This is a genomic window from Pseudomonas mosselii, assembly GCF_019823065.1.
Lineage (GTDB): Bacteria > Pseudomonadota > Gammaproteobacteria > Pseudomonadales > Pseudomonadaceae > Aquipseudomonas > Aquipseudomonas mosselii.
Genome location: NZ_CP081966.1, coordinates 1,164,047 through 1,181,176, shown reverse-complemented (window position 1 = coordinate 1,181,176; position 17,130 = coordinate 1,164,047). Strand labels below are relative to the sequence as shown.

15 protein-coding genes are annotated in these 17,130 nt (G+C 64.3%); 5 read left to right on the top strand and 10 right to left on the bottom strand.

Translation table 11 applies throughout. From position 1 onward, the window contains the following. Nucleotides 1-264 precede the first annotated feature (264 nt). The 3 genes from K5H97_RS05305 to K5H97_RS05295 all read right to left on the bottom strand — a co-directional run bounded on the left by K5H97_RS05305 (nt 265) and on the right by K5H97_RS05295 (nt 3,112). Nucleotides 265-1,089, bottom strand: coding sequence for a hypothetical protein (locus K5H97_RS05305; protein ID WP_028689720.1), 825 nt, complete (start codon nt 1,087-1,089; stop codon nt 265-267). Between the two features lie 87 nt (nt 1,090-1,176). Further along, nucleotides 1,177-2,172, bottom strand: coding sequence for an NAD-dependent epimerase/dehydratase family protein (locus K5H97_RS05300; protein ID WP_028689721.1), 996 nt, complete (start codon nt 2,170-2,172; stop codon nt 1,177-1,179). Nucleotides 2,173-2,221: 49 nt separating this feature from the next. Beyond that, nucleotides 2,222-3,112 (bottom strand): LysR family transcriptional regulator ArgP, encoded by an 891-nt coding sequence (locus K5H97_RS05295; RefSeq protein ID WP_028689722.1) that lies wholly within the window; start codon nt 3,110-3,112, stop codon nt 2,222-2,224. A gap of 125 nt (nt 3,113-3,237) precedes the next feature. Here K5H97_RS05295 and K5H97_RS05290 point away from each other — a divergent pair, with 125 nt between their 5' ends. Beyond that, nucleotides 3,238-3,837, top strand: coding sequence for a LysE/ArgO family amino acid transporter (locus K5H97_RS05290; RefSeq protein WP_028689723.1), 600 nt, complete (start codon nt 3,238-3,240; stop codon nt 3,835-3,837). Between the two features lie 485 nt (nt 3,838-4,322). On the opposite strand, the gene K5H97_RS05285 is transcribed toward K5H97_RS05290, so the two are convergent. Together K5H97_RS05285 and K5H97_RS05280 are read right to left on the bottom strand one after the other, a co-directional pair. Further along, a complete protein-coding gene (locus K5H97_RS05285; protein WP_028689724.1) occupies nt 4,323-5,159 on the bottom strand; it encodes a mechanosensitive ion channel family protein in 837 nt (278 codons plus the stop codon). 112 nt (nt 5,160-5,271) lie between these two features. Then, on the bottom strand, nt 5,272-5,757 hold the full coding sequence (locus K5H97_RS05280; protein WP_011535522.1) for a YajQ family cyclic di-GMP-binding protein: 486 nt from the start codon (nt 5,755-5,757) through the stop codon (nt 5,272-5,274). A 99-nt stretch (nt 5,758-5,856) separates the two neighbouring features. On the opposite strand from K5H97_RS05280, the gene K5H97_RS05275 reads away from it, so the two are divergent. Genes K5H97_RS05275 through K5H97_RS05265 form a run of 3 tightly spaced genes read left to right on the top strand, consistent with a single transcriptional unit; the run spans nt 5,857 to nt 9,406 of the window. Next, nucleotides 5,857-6,774 (top strand): putative 2-dehydropantoate 2-reductase, encoded by a 918-nt coding sequence (locus K5H97_RS05275; protein WP_028689725.1) that lies wholly within the window; start codon nt 5,857-5,859, stop codon nt 6,772-6,774. A gap of 36 nt (nt 6,775-6,810) precedes the next feature. Beyond that, complete coding sequence (locus K5H97_RS05270; protein ID WP_028689726.1) at nt 6,811-8,838, top strand: sensor histidine kinase; 2,028 nt, start codon at nt 6,811-6,813, stop codon at nt 8,836-8,838. Nucleotide 8,839: 1 nt separating this feature from the next. Next, entirely contained in the window at nt 8,840-9,406 is a 567-nt protein-coding gene (locus tag K5H97_RS05265; RefSeq protein ID WP_028689727.1) for a cob(I)yrinic acid a,c-diamide adenosyltransferase, read from the top strand. A gap of 32 nt (nt 9,407-9,438) precedes the next feature. On the opposite strand, the gene K5H97_RS05260 is transcribed toward K5H97_RS05265, so the two are convergent. The 4 genes from K5H97_RS05260 to secA form a co-directional block, all read right to left on the bottom strand. Then, a complete protein-coding gene (locus tag K5H97_RS05260) occupies nt 9,439-10,383 on the bottom strand; it encodes a Nudix family hydrolase (protein WP_028689728.1) in 945 nt (314 codons plus the stop codon). Next, on the bottom strand, nt 10,380-11,012 hold the full coding sequence (locus K5H97_RS05255; protein WP_028689729.1) for a glutathione S-transferase family protein: 633 nt from the start codon (nt 11,010-11,012) through the stop codon (nt 10,380-10,382). Before K5H97_RS05255 ends, K5H97_RS05260 begins: the two co-directional genes overlap by 4 nt. 94 nt (nt 11,013-11,106) lie before the next feature. After that, a complete protein-coding gene (gene argJ / locus K5H97_RS05250; protein WP_028689730.1) occupies nt 11,107-12,324 on the bottom strand; it encodes a bifunctional glutamate N-acetyltransferase/amino-acid acetyltransferase ArgJ in 1,218 nt (405 codons plus the stop codon). A 221-nt stretch (nt 12,325-12,545) separates the two neighbouring features. After that, nucleotides 12,546-15,281 (bottom strand): preprotein translocase subunit SecA, encoded by a 2,736-nt coding sequence (gene secA, locus K5H97_RS05245; RefSeq protein WP_028689731.1) that lies wholly within the window; start codon nt 15,279-15,281, stop codon nt 12,546-12,548. Between the two features lie 329 nt (nt 15,282-15,610). Between secA and K5H97_RS05240 the strand changes: the two genes are divergently transcribed. Then, on the top strand, nt 15,611-16,066 hold the full coding sequence (locus K5H97_RS05240) for a DUF721 domain-containing protein (RefSeq protein ID WP_028689732.1): 456 nt from the start codon (nt 15,611-15,613) through the stop codon (nt 16,064-16,066). 128 nt (nt 16,067-16,194) lie between these two features. On the opposite strand, the gene lpxC is transcribed toward K5H97_RS05240, so the two are convergent. Further along, nucleotides 16,195-17,106 (bottom strand): UDP-3-O-acyl-N-acetylglucosamine deacetylase, encoded by a 912-nt coding sequence (lpxC, locus tag K5H97_RS05235; RefSeq protein WP_028689733.1) that lies wholly within the window; start codon nt 17,104-17,106, stop codon nt 16,195-16,197. Nucleotides 17,107-17,130 lie beyond the last annotated feature (24 nt).

The following is a 17,130-nucleotide window of genomic DNA, read 5'->3' as shown; positions in this document are numbered from 1 at the left end:
CACCCTCACGGATTCGGGGCAACGAGTTAGTCACGACACAAGGCACTAGCCAACCAGTGATGGGAACAGGAGCAAGGGAGGAAACGGCTGCCGTCGTCGTGCTAGTAGATGTAACAAACTCCAGCCCGTCCGACACCTGACAAAAATGCCAGGTTCAGACGGGTTCGGGGTCTGCCGAAAGGAACGCTGCAGGCGCGGGAAACAGACAAATTCAGAGGCAATGGCACCCGATCGAAGTCTCAGGTAACCACATTCATGCTCGGTTCAAGGGCGGGCATTGATCTGCTGTTGCAAGTTCTGGATTTGGCTCTGCAGGGTATTGATATTGCGGGTCGTCTGCCCACGGAAGGCATCGAACTCCTGCACCGAAGTGCCACCGCCCGCGGTGGCCGGGCGGTTGTCTAACTGGCTCTTGAGCACCAGCACATCCTGCTCAAGGCTCTCGATGGCCGCGCTCGGATTGCCCTGCTTCTTCAGCGCCGCCACCTCATTGCTCAGGCTCTTGAGCTGACCATCCAGCTTGCCGCCATCCACCTGGCCCGACTTGAGCGCCGCCAGCTCGCCATTGACTGCCTTGAGCTGCGCCTGCAGTTGCCCTTGCAATTCGGTCACCGCCTTCTGCTGCTCGCGGGTATCGGCCAGCACCTGCTCCAAGCGCTTGCCCAGGTCACCCGCCTGTCCGGCGACGCCCTGCTGCTGCTTGCCCTGCTCGGCCAGCGAGGCCTGCAACTGACGGATCTGCAGCTTCAACGCCTCGCTGCCGGAACTGCTGCTGGACTCGCTGGCATCGACCTTGCCGCTGATCGCCTGCAAACGCCCGGCCGCCTCCTCACTGATGCGGGCAAAGCTTTCCTGGGTCGCGACCAGTTGCTGCTCCATCAATGTGATCTGCTGGAAGCTCCACCAGCCAAGTCCGCCCAAGGCGATGAACGAGGCACCCAGCAAGGCCCACAGCGGGCCGTTGCTGCGTGGGCGTGCCGCCTTCTGGCGGCTGCGGGTGACGTGAGCAGGCAGCAATTCATCGTCATCAGGGGTGCCGGCACGCAGGGTGGGCACATCGTCAAAGTCGTCGTGGGCGTCGTTACGCATGGGTGCATTCAACCGCGGTGGTAGCAAAGAGGCATGAGTATAAACCGCCTGGACAGCGCACTGATGACCATCATCCCGCCCACAGGTTCAGCGTTGCCCCGTCTGCGCCTGCCACCAGGCACAGAATTCATCCAGCGCGGACCACACATCGGCCTGGGGTCGGTAGCCCAGGTACTGTCGGGCACGGCTGATATCGAGGGTGAAATCTTTGCTCATCACCTGCACTGCCGTGCGGCTCAAGGTCGGCAGCGGGCGCCCGGGCCAAAGCATGCAAGCGGCCTCGTTGAGCGCCGCCAGGCCGTAGGCCAGGCTTGGGGAGCGGTAGCGGGTGACCTGCGGCAGTTGCATGCGGCGCATCACGTAGTTGACCACGTCCCATAGCGGCAACGGGTGGCCGTTGCTGATGTTGTAGGCCTGGCCAAGGGCCTGTTCCTCGGCGAAAAGGGCACTGAGCAATGCCTCGTTGAGGTTGTGCACACTGGTGAAGTCGACCTTGTTCAGGCCATTGCCGACGATCGCCACGCGCCCCTTGGCCTGCATTCGCATCAGGCGTGGGAAAATGCTCGCATCGCCGGCACCGGTGACGAAACGCGGGCGCAGCGCCAGCACTTCCAAGCCGAACTCCTGGGCGCCGAACACTTTCTGCTCGGCCAGGTGCTTGGTCAGCGCGTAATGGTCATGGAAGCGGCGCGGTACCTGGTCCTCGCGGATGTCGAGGCGCGAACGTCCAGTGAAGTAGATCGACGGCGACGACAGGTGCACCAGGCGCCGCACATGCTCCTTGATGCACCCCTCGACCACGTTCTCGGTAAGTACCACGTTGCCCTGGTGAAAATCCTGATAGCGGCCCCAAGTGCCCACCGCGCCGGCGCAATGCACCACTGCGTCGACGCCCTGGCACAGGCGCCGGGCCAGCTCGGCATCGCCCAGGTCGCCCGGGATGAACTGCGCCCCGCGCTTGACCAGGTGCTCCACGCCCTCCGCCCGCCGGCCATTGATCCGCACCTCCAGGCCCTGCTCCAAGGCGAAGCGCGCAAAGCGCCCGCCGATGAAGCCGCTCGCGCCGGTGACCAGAATTCGCATGTAAGACTCCGCCTTGCCAGATTTCGGATGCAACTGACGCCTGATATGCCTACAAGGGCACCAGCCAATGCCGCGCCGAATGGCGCAGGTGGTCGGTCAGCTGGACGAGCAACTGCCCGCCGTTGCGCCAATGATGCCAGTACAGCGGTACGTCGATGGGGGTATTGGCGCAGATTTCCACCAGTTCGCCACGGGCCAGCTGTTCGGCTACCTGCCGCTCCGGCACCAGCCCCCAGCCCAGGCCAGCCTCGGTCATGCGCAGGAAACCTTCGGAGGACGGGCAAAGGTGGTGCAGGAATCCTTCCTGCACGCCCAACGACGCCAGATAGCGATGCTGGAGGAAATCGTCCGGCCCGAACACGATCGCCGGAGCACGGGCCAACCGCTCGACCGCAAAACCTTGGGGAAAGTAGCGCGCCATGAACGCGGGGCTGGCCAGCGCACGATAACGCATCGACCCCAGCGGCAGGCTGCGCGCGCCGGCAACGGGACGTTCGCTGCCACACAGGCAGGCCGCGACCTCGCCGGCGCGCATGCGCTTGAGGCCGACCTCCTGGTCTTCGACCACCAGGTCAAGCAGCACCTGCTGCTGCGCGCAGAAAGCCCCCACCGCACCGGCCCACCAGGTCGCCAGGCTGTCGGCGTTGAGGGCGATGCGCAGGCGCTCGGGCATGCCCTCCTCGTCCAACGCCGGCACCTGGCGCTGCAAGTCGCGCTCAAGCAGGCGCACCTGCTGCACATGGTTGAGCAACTGCCGGCCGACCTCGGTCGGGCTCGGTGGCGTGGCGCGCACCAGCACCGGCTGGCCGACCCGCGCCTCGAGCAGCTTGATGCGTTGCGAGATGGCCGACTGCGAAAGCCCCAGCACCTGGGCGGCGCGCTCGAAACCGCCTTGTTCGATCACCGCAGCAAGGGCGGCGAGCAACTTGTAGTCGAACATCGATTTCTCTAATGACTGATCAGCTCTATTGGTTTTTCTTATACCGCCGCAACCGCCACAATGGCCACATCTTTCTTGTTGATCCGCGCCGATGTCCGCATCGGTGCCCGTGGAGTGTCCCCGCTATGTGGCAAAGCTATCTCAACGGCATGCTGGTGGCCTTTGGCCTGATCATGGCCATCGGCGCCCAGAACGCCTTCGTCCTGGCGCAGAGCCTGCGCCGTGAGCATCACCTGCCGGTGGCGGTGCTGTGCGTGGTCTGTGACGCGCTGCTGGTCGCCGCCGGGGTGTTCGGACTGGCCACGGTACTGGCGCACAACCCTACTCTGCTGGCCGTGGCGCGCTGGGGCGGCGCGGTGTTCCTGATCTGGTACGGCACCAAGGCCCTGCGCAGCGCGTTTTCCAAACAGAGCCTGCAGCACCGGGAAGGCCAGGGCGTGCGCTCGCGCCGCGCGGTGCTGCTGAGCGCGCTGGCGGTGACCCTGCTCAATCCCCACGTATATCTGGACACCGTGCTGCTTATCGGCTCCCTCGGCGCCCAGCAGACCGTGCCCGGCGCCTACGTGGCCGGCGCCGCCAGTGCCTCGCTGGTGTGGTTCTCGACCCTGGCGATCGGCGCCGCCTGGCTGGCGCCGTGGCTGGCACGCCCTGCGACCTGGCGGATGCTCGACCTGATGGTGGCGGTGATGATGTTCGCGGTGGCGGCGCAGCTCATCTTCAACTGAACCGCTTACCTGTAATTGATGGACTCGCCCCGCAATCCCTGTCTGCTACCGATGTGTACGGACTTGAGACATCGCTGACACACGTGCGGGGACAAATCCTGCTCATTATCTGGTCACTGCTGCAAAGTGATCAGGTGTACCAACGCAAACCGAAAGATCGTGCGGAGGCTGCCATGAGCAGCTGATCAACCGAGCAATGCCAGCCGGGCGCTGAGCGCTCCTACCCCTGCTAGTGTGCTGTCTCGGCAATAAGCTGTTCAATTTTGGCGGCGTCTTGGGCGCCCGGCCGGCGTTGCCACGCCTCGCCATAGCCCTGCCATGACTCGTCGCGGCGCCTTGTCCGAACATCCAAGCCACTTGCCATATGTTCAAAAGCAGCTAGACATTGTGGGCCGCGAAAGGGCCGCGTAGCGGCCCCAGGATTTCAGCGGATAGGCAAAGATCGTCGGAGCCGCCTTGCGGCCCCGATTTCGCAGGCGCTTGTGTTACGCCACAGTCTCCTGCACTACACGGATCACCCGCTGCGGAAACGGAATGTCGATGCCTTCGGCCTTGAGACGGTCGCGGGCATGCTCGTTGAGCATGAACATCACGTCCCAGTAGTCGGCCGTCTTGGTCCAGATACGCAGCGACACGGTGATCGAGCTGTCACCCAGGGTCGAGATCACCGCCTGCGGCGCTGGATCCTGCAGCACGCGCGGATCCTGGGCCAGCTCCAGCAGTACATTGCGCGCCTTCTGCAGGTCGGCGTCGTAGTCCACGCCCACGTCGAACACCACCTTACGGGTCGGCTGGCGGTTGGTGTTGGTAATGATGCCGTTGGACAGGCTGCCGTTGGGCATGATCACGGTCTTGTTGTCGCCAGTGCGCAGCACGGTGTGGAAGATCTGGATGCTGTCCACGGTGCCCGCGACACCTTGCGCCTCGATCCAGTCACCGATGCGAAACGGGCGGAACATCAGGATCAGCACGCCGCCGGCGAAGTTCGCAAGGCTGCCCTGCAGGGCCAGACCGATGGCCAGGCCCGCGGCACCGATGGCGGCGACGAACGAGGTGGTCTCGATGCCGATCATCGAGGCCACGCTGACCATCAGCAGCACCTTCAGCACGATGTTGGCCAGGGTGCTGATGAAGCCCTGCAGCGCCGCGTCGGCGCGCAGGCCGACCAGCTTGCCCAGGCGGGCGCTGACCTTGTTGATGATCCACCAGCCGATGGCCAGGGTCAGCAGCGCCAGCAACAGGCGGCTGCCGTACTCCATGATCAAGGGGAGCCAGGTTTGCGATTGACGGACCAGCTGATCGACTTCAGCGTTCAAATCCATGTTTATCTCCTGATGCCGAACGGCAAGTACACGATGAGGCGGGCAACGCAAAGCAAGCGGCCCGGACCCCGATGGACATCACTGCGCCATCAAGGTTCCGGGCCGCCGCGGATCAGTCGCGGAAGTTGTTGAACTGCAGCGGCATGTCGAATTCCTTGGTGCGCAGCAGGGCGATGGCTTCCTGCAGGTCGTCACGCTTCTTGCCGGTCACGCGCACCTGCTCGCCCTGGATGGCAGCCTGGACCTTGAGCTTGCCGTCCTTGATGGTGGCGACGATCTTCTTGGCCAGGTCCTTGTCGATGCCTTCGCGGAACTTGGCTTCCTGCTTCTTTTCCTTACCGGATGCGTAGGGATCCTTGGTTTCCAGGCATTTGACGTCGATCTTGCGCTTGACCAGCGCCAGGCGCAGGATTTCCAGCATCGCCTCGAGCTGGAACTCCTCCTCGGCGGTCAGCAGCACGGTCTGTTCCTTGTCCTTGAACTCGAAGGTGCCCTTGCCCTTGAGGTCGTAACGGCGGTCGAGGTCCTTGATGGCGTTGTCGACGGCGTTCTGCACTTCGTGCTTGTCCAGTTCCGATACCACGTCGAACGAAGGCATGGATGATCTCCAGAAAAAAAGCGCGCTCGGCTTGAAGATGGAGCGCGTCGGGTTTGATGGTTAAAATGCGGGCTCATTATAACGGGTTGCGAAACGCAGATGAGCAGCACCTGGCATATTCTCGGCGCCGGTAGCCTCGGCAGCCTCTGGGCCTGTCGCCTGGCCCGCGCCGGCAAGGCGGTCCGCCTGATCCTGCGCGATAAGCAGCGCCTGTCCAGTTACCAGGGCGCAGGCAAGCTGACGCTGTTCGAACAGGACAAGACCCAGCACTACGCGATCCCCGCGGAAACCTTCGATGCCCAAGGGCCGATTCATCGCCTGTTGGTGGCCTGCAAGGCCTACGATGCCGCGCCAGCCGTGGCGCGCCTGGCCGCGAGACTGGCCAACGGCGCCGAACTGGTGCTGTTGCAGAACGGCCTGGGCAGCCAGGACGAAGTCGCCGACCAGGTGCCCCACGCCCGCTGCATCTTCGCCTCCAGCACCGAGGGCGCGTTCCGCGAGGCCGACTGGCAGGTGCGCTTCGCCGGCCACGGTTTCAACTGGCTGGGTGATCCGACCAACCCCAACGTCCCGTCCTGGTTCGCAGACCTGCATGACGCCGGCATCCCGGCCCAGTGGTCGCTCGACATCCCCACCCGCCTGTGGCGCAAACTGGCCCTCAACTGCGCGATCAACCCGCTCACCGTGCTGCACGACTGCCAGAACGGTGGCCTGCTCGGCCACCTGGCCGAAGTCGACCAGCTGTGTGACGAACTGGCCGACCTGCTGCGCCGTTGCGGCCAGCCCGAGGCCGCCCACGACCTGCATGAGGAAGTGCAGCGGGTGATTCTCGCCACCGCGGCCAACTACTCTTCCATGTACCAGGATGTCCGCCATGGCCGACGCACCGAGGTCCACTACCTGCTCGGCCACGCCTGCCGTACCGCCAACCGCCATGACCTGGCGGTACCGGCCCTGGAACGGCTGCAGCGGCGCCTGGTCGATAACTTGCAGGCGCGCGGACTGCGTAGCGACTGACGGCATTCATCCACAGGACAGGACACCTCCTCACCCATGACCCTGCGTCAACGCCTGGAAAACCTCCCGGTCGGGCAGAAATTGCTGGCGGCCCTGCTGGTGCTGCTGGTGACCATCCTGTTGGTGGCCAACCTCGCCTTCATCAGCGCCGCCTATTGGATCACCCAGGAAAGCATGGCGCCCCAGGCCCTGCAGACCATCGGCAAGCTGGTCTCCAACCCGCAGATGTCCGCGCGCGCCGGCGATTCGGCAGAGAACGCCACGGCGCTGCTCAAGGAGCTCGACAGCTATTCGCCGCTACGCGCCGCCGCGATCTATGGCGGTGACGGGCAGATGCTGGCCCAGCTGCAGCACGGCGACCCGCTAACCCTGCCCAAGCGCTACCGCAACATCGACGGCTGGCGCCTCATGGAGTTTCGCAGCACCCAGCTGATCCGCCTGCCGCGCAGCGCCGCCCCACCCGCGCATCTGCTGCTGGTGGCCAGCAGCGAGTTGCCCACCGCGTTCTACACCGGCACGCTATCGGCCAGCCTGGCCATCCTGGTGTTCAGCATACTGCTGTGGCTGGTCATCGCCCGGCAGATCAAGCGCCTGATCACCCTGCCGATCAATCGCCTCGAAGAGCTGACCCGCCAGGTTACCCGCGAGGAGAGCTACGCCCTGCGCGCCCAGCGCGGCAACGACGACGAGATCGGCAGCCTGGCGGAGGCGTTCAACACCATGCTCTCGCGCATCGAGGCCCGCGAGCAGCAGCTCAAGCGCACCCGCGACGAGTTCCAGGACGCCTACGACCAGGCCCAGGGTCTGGCCGAGGAAACCCGCCACACCAACCGCAAGCTGGAGCTGGAAGTCCAGGTGCGCAGCAAGATCGAGAAGAAGCTCACGGGCTTTCAGAACTACCTGAACAGCATCATCGACTCCATGCCCTCGGCACTGATCGCCCTCGACGAGCAGCTCTACGTCACCCAGTGGAACCACGAGGCCACGGTGCTCTCCGGCACGCCGCTGGACGAGGCGCTGAACCAGCCGGTGTTCCTCGCCTTCGAGCCGCTCAAGCCCTTCCTGCCGCAGCTCAAGGAGAGCGTGGAGAAGTACCGGGTGGCCAAGATCGAGCGGGTTACCTGGCCAAAGGGCGAGGACCTGCGCCACTACGCCCTGACCTTCTACCCACTGATGGGCGGCGCCGGACGCGGCGTGGTGATCCGCATCGACGACATCACCCAGCGCCTGTCCCTGGAAGAAATGATGGTTCAGTCGGAAAAGATGCTCTCGGTCGGCGGCCTGGCCGCAGGCATGGCCCACGAGATCAATAACCCACTGGGCGCGATCCTGCACAATGTGCAGAACATCCGCCGACGCCTGTCGCCAGACCTGCCGCGCAACCAGGAGCAGGCCGGCGAACTGGGCATCGACCTGACGGCCGTCAACCGTTACCTGGAGAGCCGCGAAGTGCCGCAACTGCTCGACGGCATCCAGCAGGCCGGCGCCCGGGCGGCCAAGATCGTCACCCACATGCTCAGCTTCAGCCGCCGCAGCAACCGCCAGCTGGCGCCTTGCGAGTTGCCGGCGCTGATCGACCAGGCCGTGGAGATCGCCGGCAACGACTTCGACTTGGCCATCGGATTCGACTTCAAGGGCCAGGCCATCGTCCGCCAGTTCGACCCGCAACTGGGCCCGGTGCCCTGCACCGCCAACGAACTGGAACAAGTGCTGCTCAACCTGCTGAAGAATGCCGCCCAGGCCATCCACCAGCGCCCACAGCCCAGCGAGCCGGGGCGTATCACCCTGCGCACGCGGCTCAACCCGCCGTGGGCGGAGATCCAGGTCGAAGACAATGGCATCGGCATGCCCGAGACGGTGCGCAAGCGCACCTTCGAGCCGTTCTTCACCACCAAGGAAATCGGCCAGGGCACCGGCCTGGGCCTGTCGGTGTCGTACTTCATCATCACCAACAACCACAAAGGGCAGATGGAGGTGCAGTCCACTCCCGGCCAGGGCACCTGCTTCACTCTGCGCCTACCTCTGAACCCGGCCCAGCCGACCACCACCAAGACGGAGACATGACATGGGCTACCGCCTGTCGAAGATCTACACCCGCACCGGCGACAAAGGCGAAACCGGCCTGGGCGACGGACGCCGGGTGCCCAAGGACCATCCGCGGATTGAGGCGATCGGCGAGGTAGACAGCCTCAACAGCCAGTTGGGCGTGCTGCTGGCCGGGCTGGCCGAGGCCGGTCTTGGCGAGCTGATCGAGGTACTGGCGCCTTGTCAGCACCGTTTGTTCGATCTGGGTGGGGAACTGGCAATGCCCAGCTACCAGGCGTTGAACATTGCCGAGGTGGAGCGCCTGGAGGCGGCCATCGACCGCTGGAACGAAGAGTTGGGGCCGCTGAAAAACTTCATCCTGCCTGGGGGCTCGATGCTGGTGGCCCAGGCCCATGTCTGCCGCAGTGCGGCGCGGGCGGCGGAACGGCGTTGCCAGCAACTGAATGCGCTGGAACCGCTGGAGGGGGTGGGGCTGGCCTATATCAACCGGGTATCGGACCTGTTGTTCGTCGCGGCCCGGATCATTGGGCGGCGCCAGGGAGTTGCAGAGGTATTGTGGCAGCCTGCGCCTAAACCTGGAGCCTGAGATTGCTGGGGCTGCTGCGCAGCCCCAATTACTCAGACCTCAGGCCAAAACGCCCGGATCCCCGCCACACCCTGCGCTCCAACCTCCCACGCCCGCTCCCGTTCACCCGGCCCGACCCCGCCCAGCAGAAACACCGGATGGCTGATCCCGCCGATCAATCGCTGCGCTTCATCCCACCCCAACGGCACCGCCTCGGGATGGGTCTGGGTCGCCTGCACCGGCGACAAGGTGACAAAGTCCACCCCCATCTGCTCGGCCAGCGCCAGTTCCTCGGCACTGTGGCAGGACGCCGCCAGCCAGCGCTCCTTCGGGAATGGCCGCCCCTTGGCCGCGTACTTGCGTAACTGCGCGGCGGTCAGGTGCCAGCCGGCCGACGGGAAGTCGCCCAGCCACTCCAGCGGCCCCTTGAGCATCAATTGGGCCTTGCCCGCGCACAGGCCGACCGCATCCACCGCTACATCGCGGTACTTGGGGTCGTACATGTCCGGCGCGCGCAGCTGGATCAGCCTGATGCCGCTGGCCACGGCCTTCTGGATGCCCTTGAGCAGCTCCGGCACTTCCAGACCGTCAGGGGTGATCAGATACTGGTCGGGCAGGCGCGCCGCGGCGACGATCGGCTTGTTGGCCTCGGGGAACTCATACTGACCAAGGTCACGCGGCGCCACCCAGGCCAGGGGCTGGCCTTCGGCGCCGTGGGGCTCACCAGTAAAGGCGTGCACTTCACGCACATCCAGCAGCACCTGTTTGTCCGGATAGTCGTGGCTGACCTTGATCAACGGCCGCGAAGCCGCGACCTCGATCCCCAGCTCCTCGCGCAGCTCGCGGGCCAGCGCCGCCTCGACGCCCTCGCCCTCCTCCAGCTTGCCGCCGGGGAACTCCCACAGGCCGCCCTGGTGCTGGGTATCGGCGCGGCGGGCGATCAGGATCCGCCCGTCGGCACCACGAATGACCGCTGCGACTACATGAATCCGTTTCACCCTTCACGCTCCGCCAGGCCAGCTTTTTGCCAGGCCTGGAAGGCTGGCCATTGATAAATGGTCTCGATGTAGGCAGCCGCTTCGGCCGGCACCGCGACACGGTAGGTGCGCAAGCGCACGGCCACAGGGGCGAAGAAGGCGTCGGCCAAGCTCGGGCGGCCGAACAGGAACGGGCCGTTTTCCTTGGCCACCAAGCGGCATTCGCTCCACAGGGCGACGATGCGGTCGATATCGACCTGCACGTCCAACGGCATCTCGGCCAGTGCTTCGTCACGGGACAGGTCGAATGGCATGGCACCGCGCAGGGCGAAGAAGCCGCTGTGCATCTGCGCGCAGGCCGAACGGGCCTGGGCGCGGGCGGCAACGTCCTCGGGCCACAGGCGGGCCTCGGGGTGGCGTTCGTTGAGGTATTCGGCGATGGCCAGGGAGTCGGCGATGACGCCATGCTCGCTTTGCAGCAACGGCACCTTGGCGGTGGCCGAGAAGGCCAGCAGGCGCTGGCGGGTGTCAGGCTGGTTGAGCTTGACCAGGGTTTCTTCGTAGGGGACGCCGGCCAGCTCGAGGGCCAGGGCGCCGCGCAGCGACCAGGAGGAATACAGCTTGTCGCCGATGATCAGGTGATAGCTCATGGTTCGGCTCCATGTTGCGGACAGTATGCAGTAATCGCGGGGCAAGCCCGCTCCCACGACAGTCTGCGTGGGACCGGGCTTGCCCCGTGATGGATCAGGTGCGGTATTCGGCGTTGATCTTCACGTACTCGTGGGACAGGTCGGTGGTCCAGATTGTTTCACTGCACTGGCCACGGCCCAGTTCGATGCGGATGGTGATTTCCTCCTGGGCCATCACCTTGGCGCCCTGGTCCTCGGTGTAGCTCGGGCTGCGCCCGCCCTGGCTGGCGATGCAGACGCTGTCCAGGTACACATCGATCAGGCTCACATCCAGCGCCGGCACGCCGGCACGACCGACCGCGGCGAGGATACGGCCCCAGTTGGGATCGGAGGCGAACAGCGCGGTCTTGATCAGCGGCGAGTGGGCCACGGCGTAGCCGACGTCCAGGCACTCCTGGTGATTGCCACCGCCGTTGACCTGCACGGTGACAAACTTGGTAGCGCCTTCGCCGTCGCGGACAATGGCCTGGGCCACCTCCATGCACACCTCGAACACCGCCTTCTTCAGCGCCTCGAACAGTGCGCCGCTGGCCTCGGTCACTTCCGGCACATCGGCCTTGCCGGTGGCGATCAGCATGCAGCAGTCGTTGGTCGAGGTGTCGCCGTCGATGGTGATGCGGTTGAACGACTTGTTGGCGCCGTCGAGTATCAGGTCCTTGAGCACCGCCGGGGCGACCTTGGCGTCGGTGGCGATGTAGCCGAGCATGGTGGCCATGTTCGGACGGATCATGCCCGCGCCCTTGCTGATGCCGGTGACGGTGATGGTCTTGCCGTCGTACTGGAACTGGCGGCTGGCGCCCTTGGGCAGGGTGTCGGTGGTCATGATGCCAGTGGCGGCTTCGGCCCAGTGGTTTTCCGACAGGTTGTCCAGGGCGGCCTGCAGCGCGCCTTCGATCTTCTCGACTGGCAGCGGCTCGCCGATCACGCCGGTGGAAAACGGCAGCACGGACTCAGCAGGAACACCGGCAAGCTCCGCCAGCTTGGCGCAGGTGCGCTCGGCGGCGGCCAGGCCCGGTGCGCCCGTGCCGGCGTTGGCATTGCCGGTGTTGGTCAGCAGGTAACGCACGGTACCCTGCACACGCTGCTTGGAAAGGATCACCGGGGCCGCGCAAAAGGCGTTGAGGGTGAACACGCCGGCGACGCTGGAGCCTTCGGCGCAGCGCATCACCACCACATCCTTGCGCCCTGGGCGCTTGATGCCCGCCGAGGCGATACCGAGTTCGAAACCGGGAACCGGGTGCAGGGTGGGCAGGGGACCAAGACCAACAGCCATTAGAGCGCTCCTATGGAAAACAAGGGATGTGACGACGTCGGCCGATCTTAATGTCGGCCGGTTACCAGAGGGAAGAGCGGGGGCCGCTTCGCAGCCCATCGCGACACAAGGCCGCTCCTACAGAGACTGCGCTGCTCTTTAGCCGAGCGCAGTACCTGTGGGAGCGGCCTTGTGTCGCGAAAGGGCCGCAACGCGGCCCCTCGGATGTCACGCAGGATCGATTACTCGATCTGACCATGGCAATGCTTGAATTTCTTGCCCGAACCACACCAGCACGGCTCGTTGCGGCCCAGCTTCATGTCGTTGCGAACCGGCGCGGAGGCCACGGCGACTTCGGCGCCCTCCTCGGCCAGCTGCTCGCCTTCCAGGCCCGGCGCGGCGGCATGCTGGAACTGCATGCGGCTGGCCAGTTCCTCGGCCTCGCGGCGCAGGCGCGCCTCTTCCTCGGCCGGATCTTCGCGGCGTACCTGGACGTGCGAGAGCACGCGGATGGTGTCGCGCTTGATCGACTCCAGCAGCTCCTGGAACAAGGTGAACGACTCGCGCTTGTACTCCTGCTTCGGGTTCTTCTGCGCATAGCCGCGCAGGTGGATACCGTGGCGCAGGTGGTCCATGGTCGACAGGTGGTCTTTCCACAGGTCGTCCAGCACGCGCAGCAGGATCTGCTTCTCGAAGGTGCGCAGGGCGTCGATGCCGGCCTGGTCTTCCTTCTCGTTGTAGGCGTCGGTGATTTCCTTGATCAGCCGCTCGCGCAGGGTCTCCTCGTAGAGGTGATCGTCCTCGTCGAGCCACTGCTGGATCGGCAGCTTGATGGCGAAATCGCTGGCCAGCGAAGCTTCCAGGCCGGCCACGTCCCACTGCTCGGGCAGCGATTGCGGCGGAATATGCTGGCTGATGGTGGCATCGAGCACTTCCTGGCGGAACTCGGCGATAGTGTCACCGATGTTCTCGGCGGCCAGCAGGCTGTTGCGCATGTGGTAGATCACCTTGCGCTGCTCGTTGGCCACGTCGTCGTATTCGAGCAGCTGCTTGCGGATGTCGAAGTTGCGGCCTTCGACCTTGCGCTGCGCCTTCTCGATGGCGTTGGTCACCATGCGGTGCTCGATGGCCTCACCGGACTGCATGCCCAGCGCCTTCATGAAGTTCTTCACCCGGTCGGAGGCGAAGATGCGCATCAGGCTGTCTTCCAGCGACAGGTAGAAACGGCTGGAGCCGGCGTCGCCCTGACGGCCGGCACGGCCACGCAGCTGGTTGTCGATACGGCGCGACTCGTGGCGCTCAGAGGCGATCACGTGCAGGCCACCGGCTTCCAGCACCTGCTGGTGACGCTTCTGCCAGTCGGCCTTGATCTGGGCGATCTGTTCGGCGGTCGGGTTGTCCAGGGCGGCCACCTCGGCCTCCCAGTTGCCGCCCAACAGGATGTCGGTACCACGGCCGGCCATGTTGGTGGCGATGGTCAGTGCACCCGGAGCACCGGCTTGCGCGATGATCTCGGCTTCTTTTTCGTGGTACTTGGCGTTCAGGACCTTGTGGTCGATACCTTCCTTCTTGAGCAGGTTGGACATGTGCTCGGAGGTTTCGATGGTCGCGGTACCGACCAGGACCGGACGGCCGTGGGCCATGCTTTCCTTGATGTCGGCGATGATCGCGGCGTACTTCTCGTCGGCGGTCAGGTACACCAGGTCGTTGAAGTCCTTGCGGGCCAACGGCTTGTTCGGTGGGATGACCATCACGTTGAGGTTGTAGATCTGGGCGAACTCGAATGCCTCGGTGTCGGCGGTACCGGTCATGCCGGACAGCTTGGTGTAGAGGCGGAAGTAGTTCTGGAAGGTGGTCGAGGCCAGGGTCTGGCTCTCGGCCTGGATGTTCAGGTTTTCCTTGGCCTCGATGGCCTGGTGCAGGCCTTCGGACAGGCGGCGGCCCGGCATGGTGCGGCCGGTGTGCTCGTCGATCAGGAGGATCTGGCCTTCCTGGACGATGTACTCGACGTTGCGGTGGAACAGCTTATGCGCGCGCAGGCCGGCGTAGACGTGGGTCAGCAGGCTCAGGTTGTGCGCCGAGTACAGGCTCTCGCCCTCGGCCAGCAGGCCGGACTGGGTCAGCATGTCCTCGATGAACTGGTGGCCGGCCTCGTTCAGTTCGACCTGACGGCTCTTCTCGTCGATGGTGTAGTGGCCCTCTTGGGTCACCTGGCCTTCGACTTCCTCGATGTGCTGGGTCAGGCGCGGGATCAGGCGGTTGATCTCGATGTACAGCTTGGAGCTGTCCTCGGCCTGGCCGGAGATGATCAGCGGGGTGCGCGCTTCGTCGATGAGGATCGAGTCAACTTCGTCGATCACGGCGAAGTTCAGCTCACGCTGGAACTTCTCGTCCTGGCTGAACGCCATGTTGTCGCGCAGGTAGTCGAAACCGAATTCGTTGTTGGTGCCGTAGGTGATGTCGGCGGCATAGGCGGCGCGCTTTTCTTCCGGCGGCTGGAAGGCCGAGACGATGCCGACGTTGAGGCCGAGGAATTCGTACAGCGGACGCATCCAGTTGGCGTCGCGGCGAGCCAGGTAGTCGTTGACGGTGACCACGTGCACGCCCTTGCCAGACAGCGCGTTGAGGTACACAGCCAGGGTACCGACCAAGGTCTTGCCTTCACCGGTGCGCATTTCTGCGATCATGCCTTCGTGCAAGGTCATGCCGCCGATCAGCTGGACATCGAAGTGACGCATGCCCATTACGCGCTTGCCGGCCTCGCGGGCCACGGCGAAGGCTTCGGGCAGCAGCTGGTCGAGCGTCTCGCCTTTGGCCAGGCGTTCCTTGAACTCTGCGGTCTTGCCCCGCAGCTGCTCGTCGGAGAGGGCCACCATCTTCTCTTCGAAGGCATTGACGGTGCTCACCGTCTTGAGCATGCGTTTGATTTCACGCTCGTTCTTGCTTCCAAAAAGTTTTTTTAACAAAGGCGCAAACATATCGGCAGGATCTTCCACACGTAGGGATGGAGGGCGGCCCCGTGAGTCGCCCGTGCAGCCCTGAGGCCGCATGCGAACGAGCATTCTACCCGGAAACGATGGTGAGGAAAGTGGTGGATTTCCACGATGCTGGCACAGCGCTTTTAGGGGGCCTGACTAACATAGGGGCTTTTTGCGCAAGTTCAAGGTGCGTGAAGATGAAACGTATCGCGAATGACTTGCATCAAGATCCGGCGACCGCTCGCCACACGCTGGCGTGGGAGCGGGCTTTCCCCGCGATGAATGCCCAACTGGTAGACTGTTGATCCTGTATCCCTCTGCAGACCTCCATGGCCTACAAACCCACCCCTGCCCGCCCCCCCGCCGACCTGTTGCGCAAGGCCCGGCCCCTGCGCCTGCTGCTCAACCAGGCCGAACGCCTGGAACACCTGCAGCGCCTGCTGGAAAGCCAGCTGCAACCGGCCGCCCGCGAGCACTGCCACGTGGCCTCCTGGAAGGAAGGGACATTGTTGCTGGTGGTGACCGACGGCCATTGGGCCACCCGCCTGCGCTACCAGCAAAAGCGCCTGCAACGCCAGCTGCAAGCCATGGAAGCGTTCGCCAACCTGAGCCGCATCCAGTTCAAGGTACAGCCGCCGCTGGTGGTGGCAAAACATGAAGGTCACGGGCCTGAGCTTTCGGAATCTGCCGCAGACAGCATCCGCGGCTCGGCCGAAGGCATCAGCGACCCGAAGCTGCGTGCGGCGCTGGAGCGTCTGGCGGCACACGCGCAGGGCAAAGCCTGATACACGTCCCCGCGATAGCGTGAGCGGACGTATCGAGAGTCATGCCCGCTCCTGGGTTCCATCTTTTGACACCCCAATAAAAAAGGCCACCCGAAGGTGGCCTTAATCACTAGAGAGAGTGTTCGAACTTACACGGCCGCAACAGGGCGCATGTACGAGATCGGTGCCGTGCTGGCATCTTCGAAGGTGACCACTTCCCAAGCGTCGGTTTCAGCGATCAGCTTGCGCAACAGCTGGTTGTTCAGCGCGTGCCCGGACTTGTAGCCCTTGAACTCGCCAATCAGGCTGTTGCCCAGCAGATAAAGGTCGCCGATGGCGTCGAGGATCTTGTGCTTGACGAATTCGTCATCGGAACGAAGGCCGTCTTCGTTAAGCACGCCGGTCTCGTCGACCACGATGGCGTTCTCCACACTGCCACCCAGCGCAAGGTTGTGTTTGCGCAGGTACTCGATGTCACGCATGAAGCCGAACGTGCGGGCACGGCTGACTTCCTTGACGAACGAGGTGCTGGAGAAGTCGACGACCGCGCTCTGGGTCTGGCCCTTGAGGACCGGGTGATCGAAGTCGATCTCGAAGCTCACCTTGAACCCGTCGAAAGGCAGGAAAGTGGCGCGCTTGTCGCCCTCCTCCACTGTCACTTCGCGCAGGATGCGGATGAACTTCTTGGCTGCGTCCTGTTCTTCCAGGCCGGCCGATTGGATCAGGAATACGAAGGGTCCGGCGCTGCCATCCATGATCGGCACTTCCGAGGCGGAGAGCTCGACGTAGGCGTTATCGATGCCCAGGCCCGCCATGGCGGAGAGCAGATGCTCGACCGTATCGACTTTGACGTCACCGTTGACCAGCGTCGTCGACATGGTGGTCTCGCCGACGTTGGCCGCGCGCGCCGGGATTTCGACCACAGGGTCGAGGTCGGCGCGACGGAAGACGATGCCGGTGTCGACAGGCGCAGGCTTGAGGGTCAGGTAGACCTTCTCCCCGGAGTGCAGGCCGACACCTGTGGCACGGATGGTATTCTTCAGGGTGCGTTGTCTAATCATGGCATTGGCCGCTTCAGCGCAAAT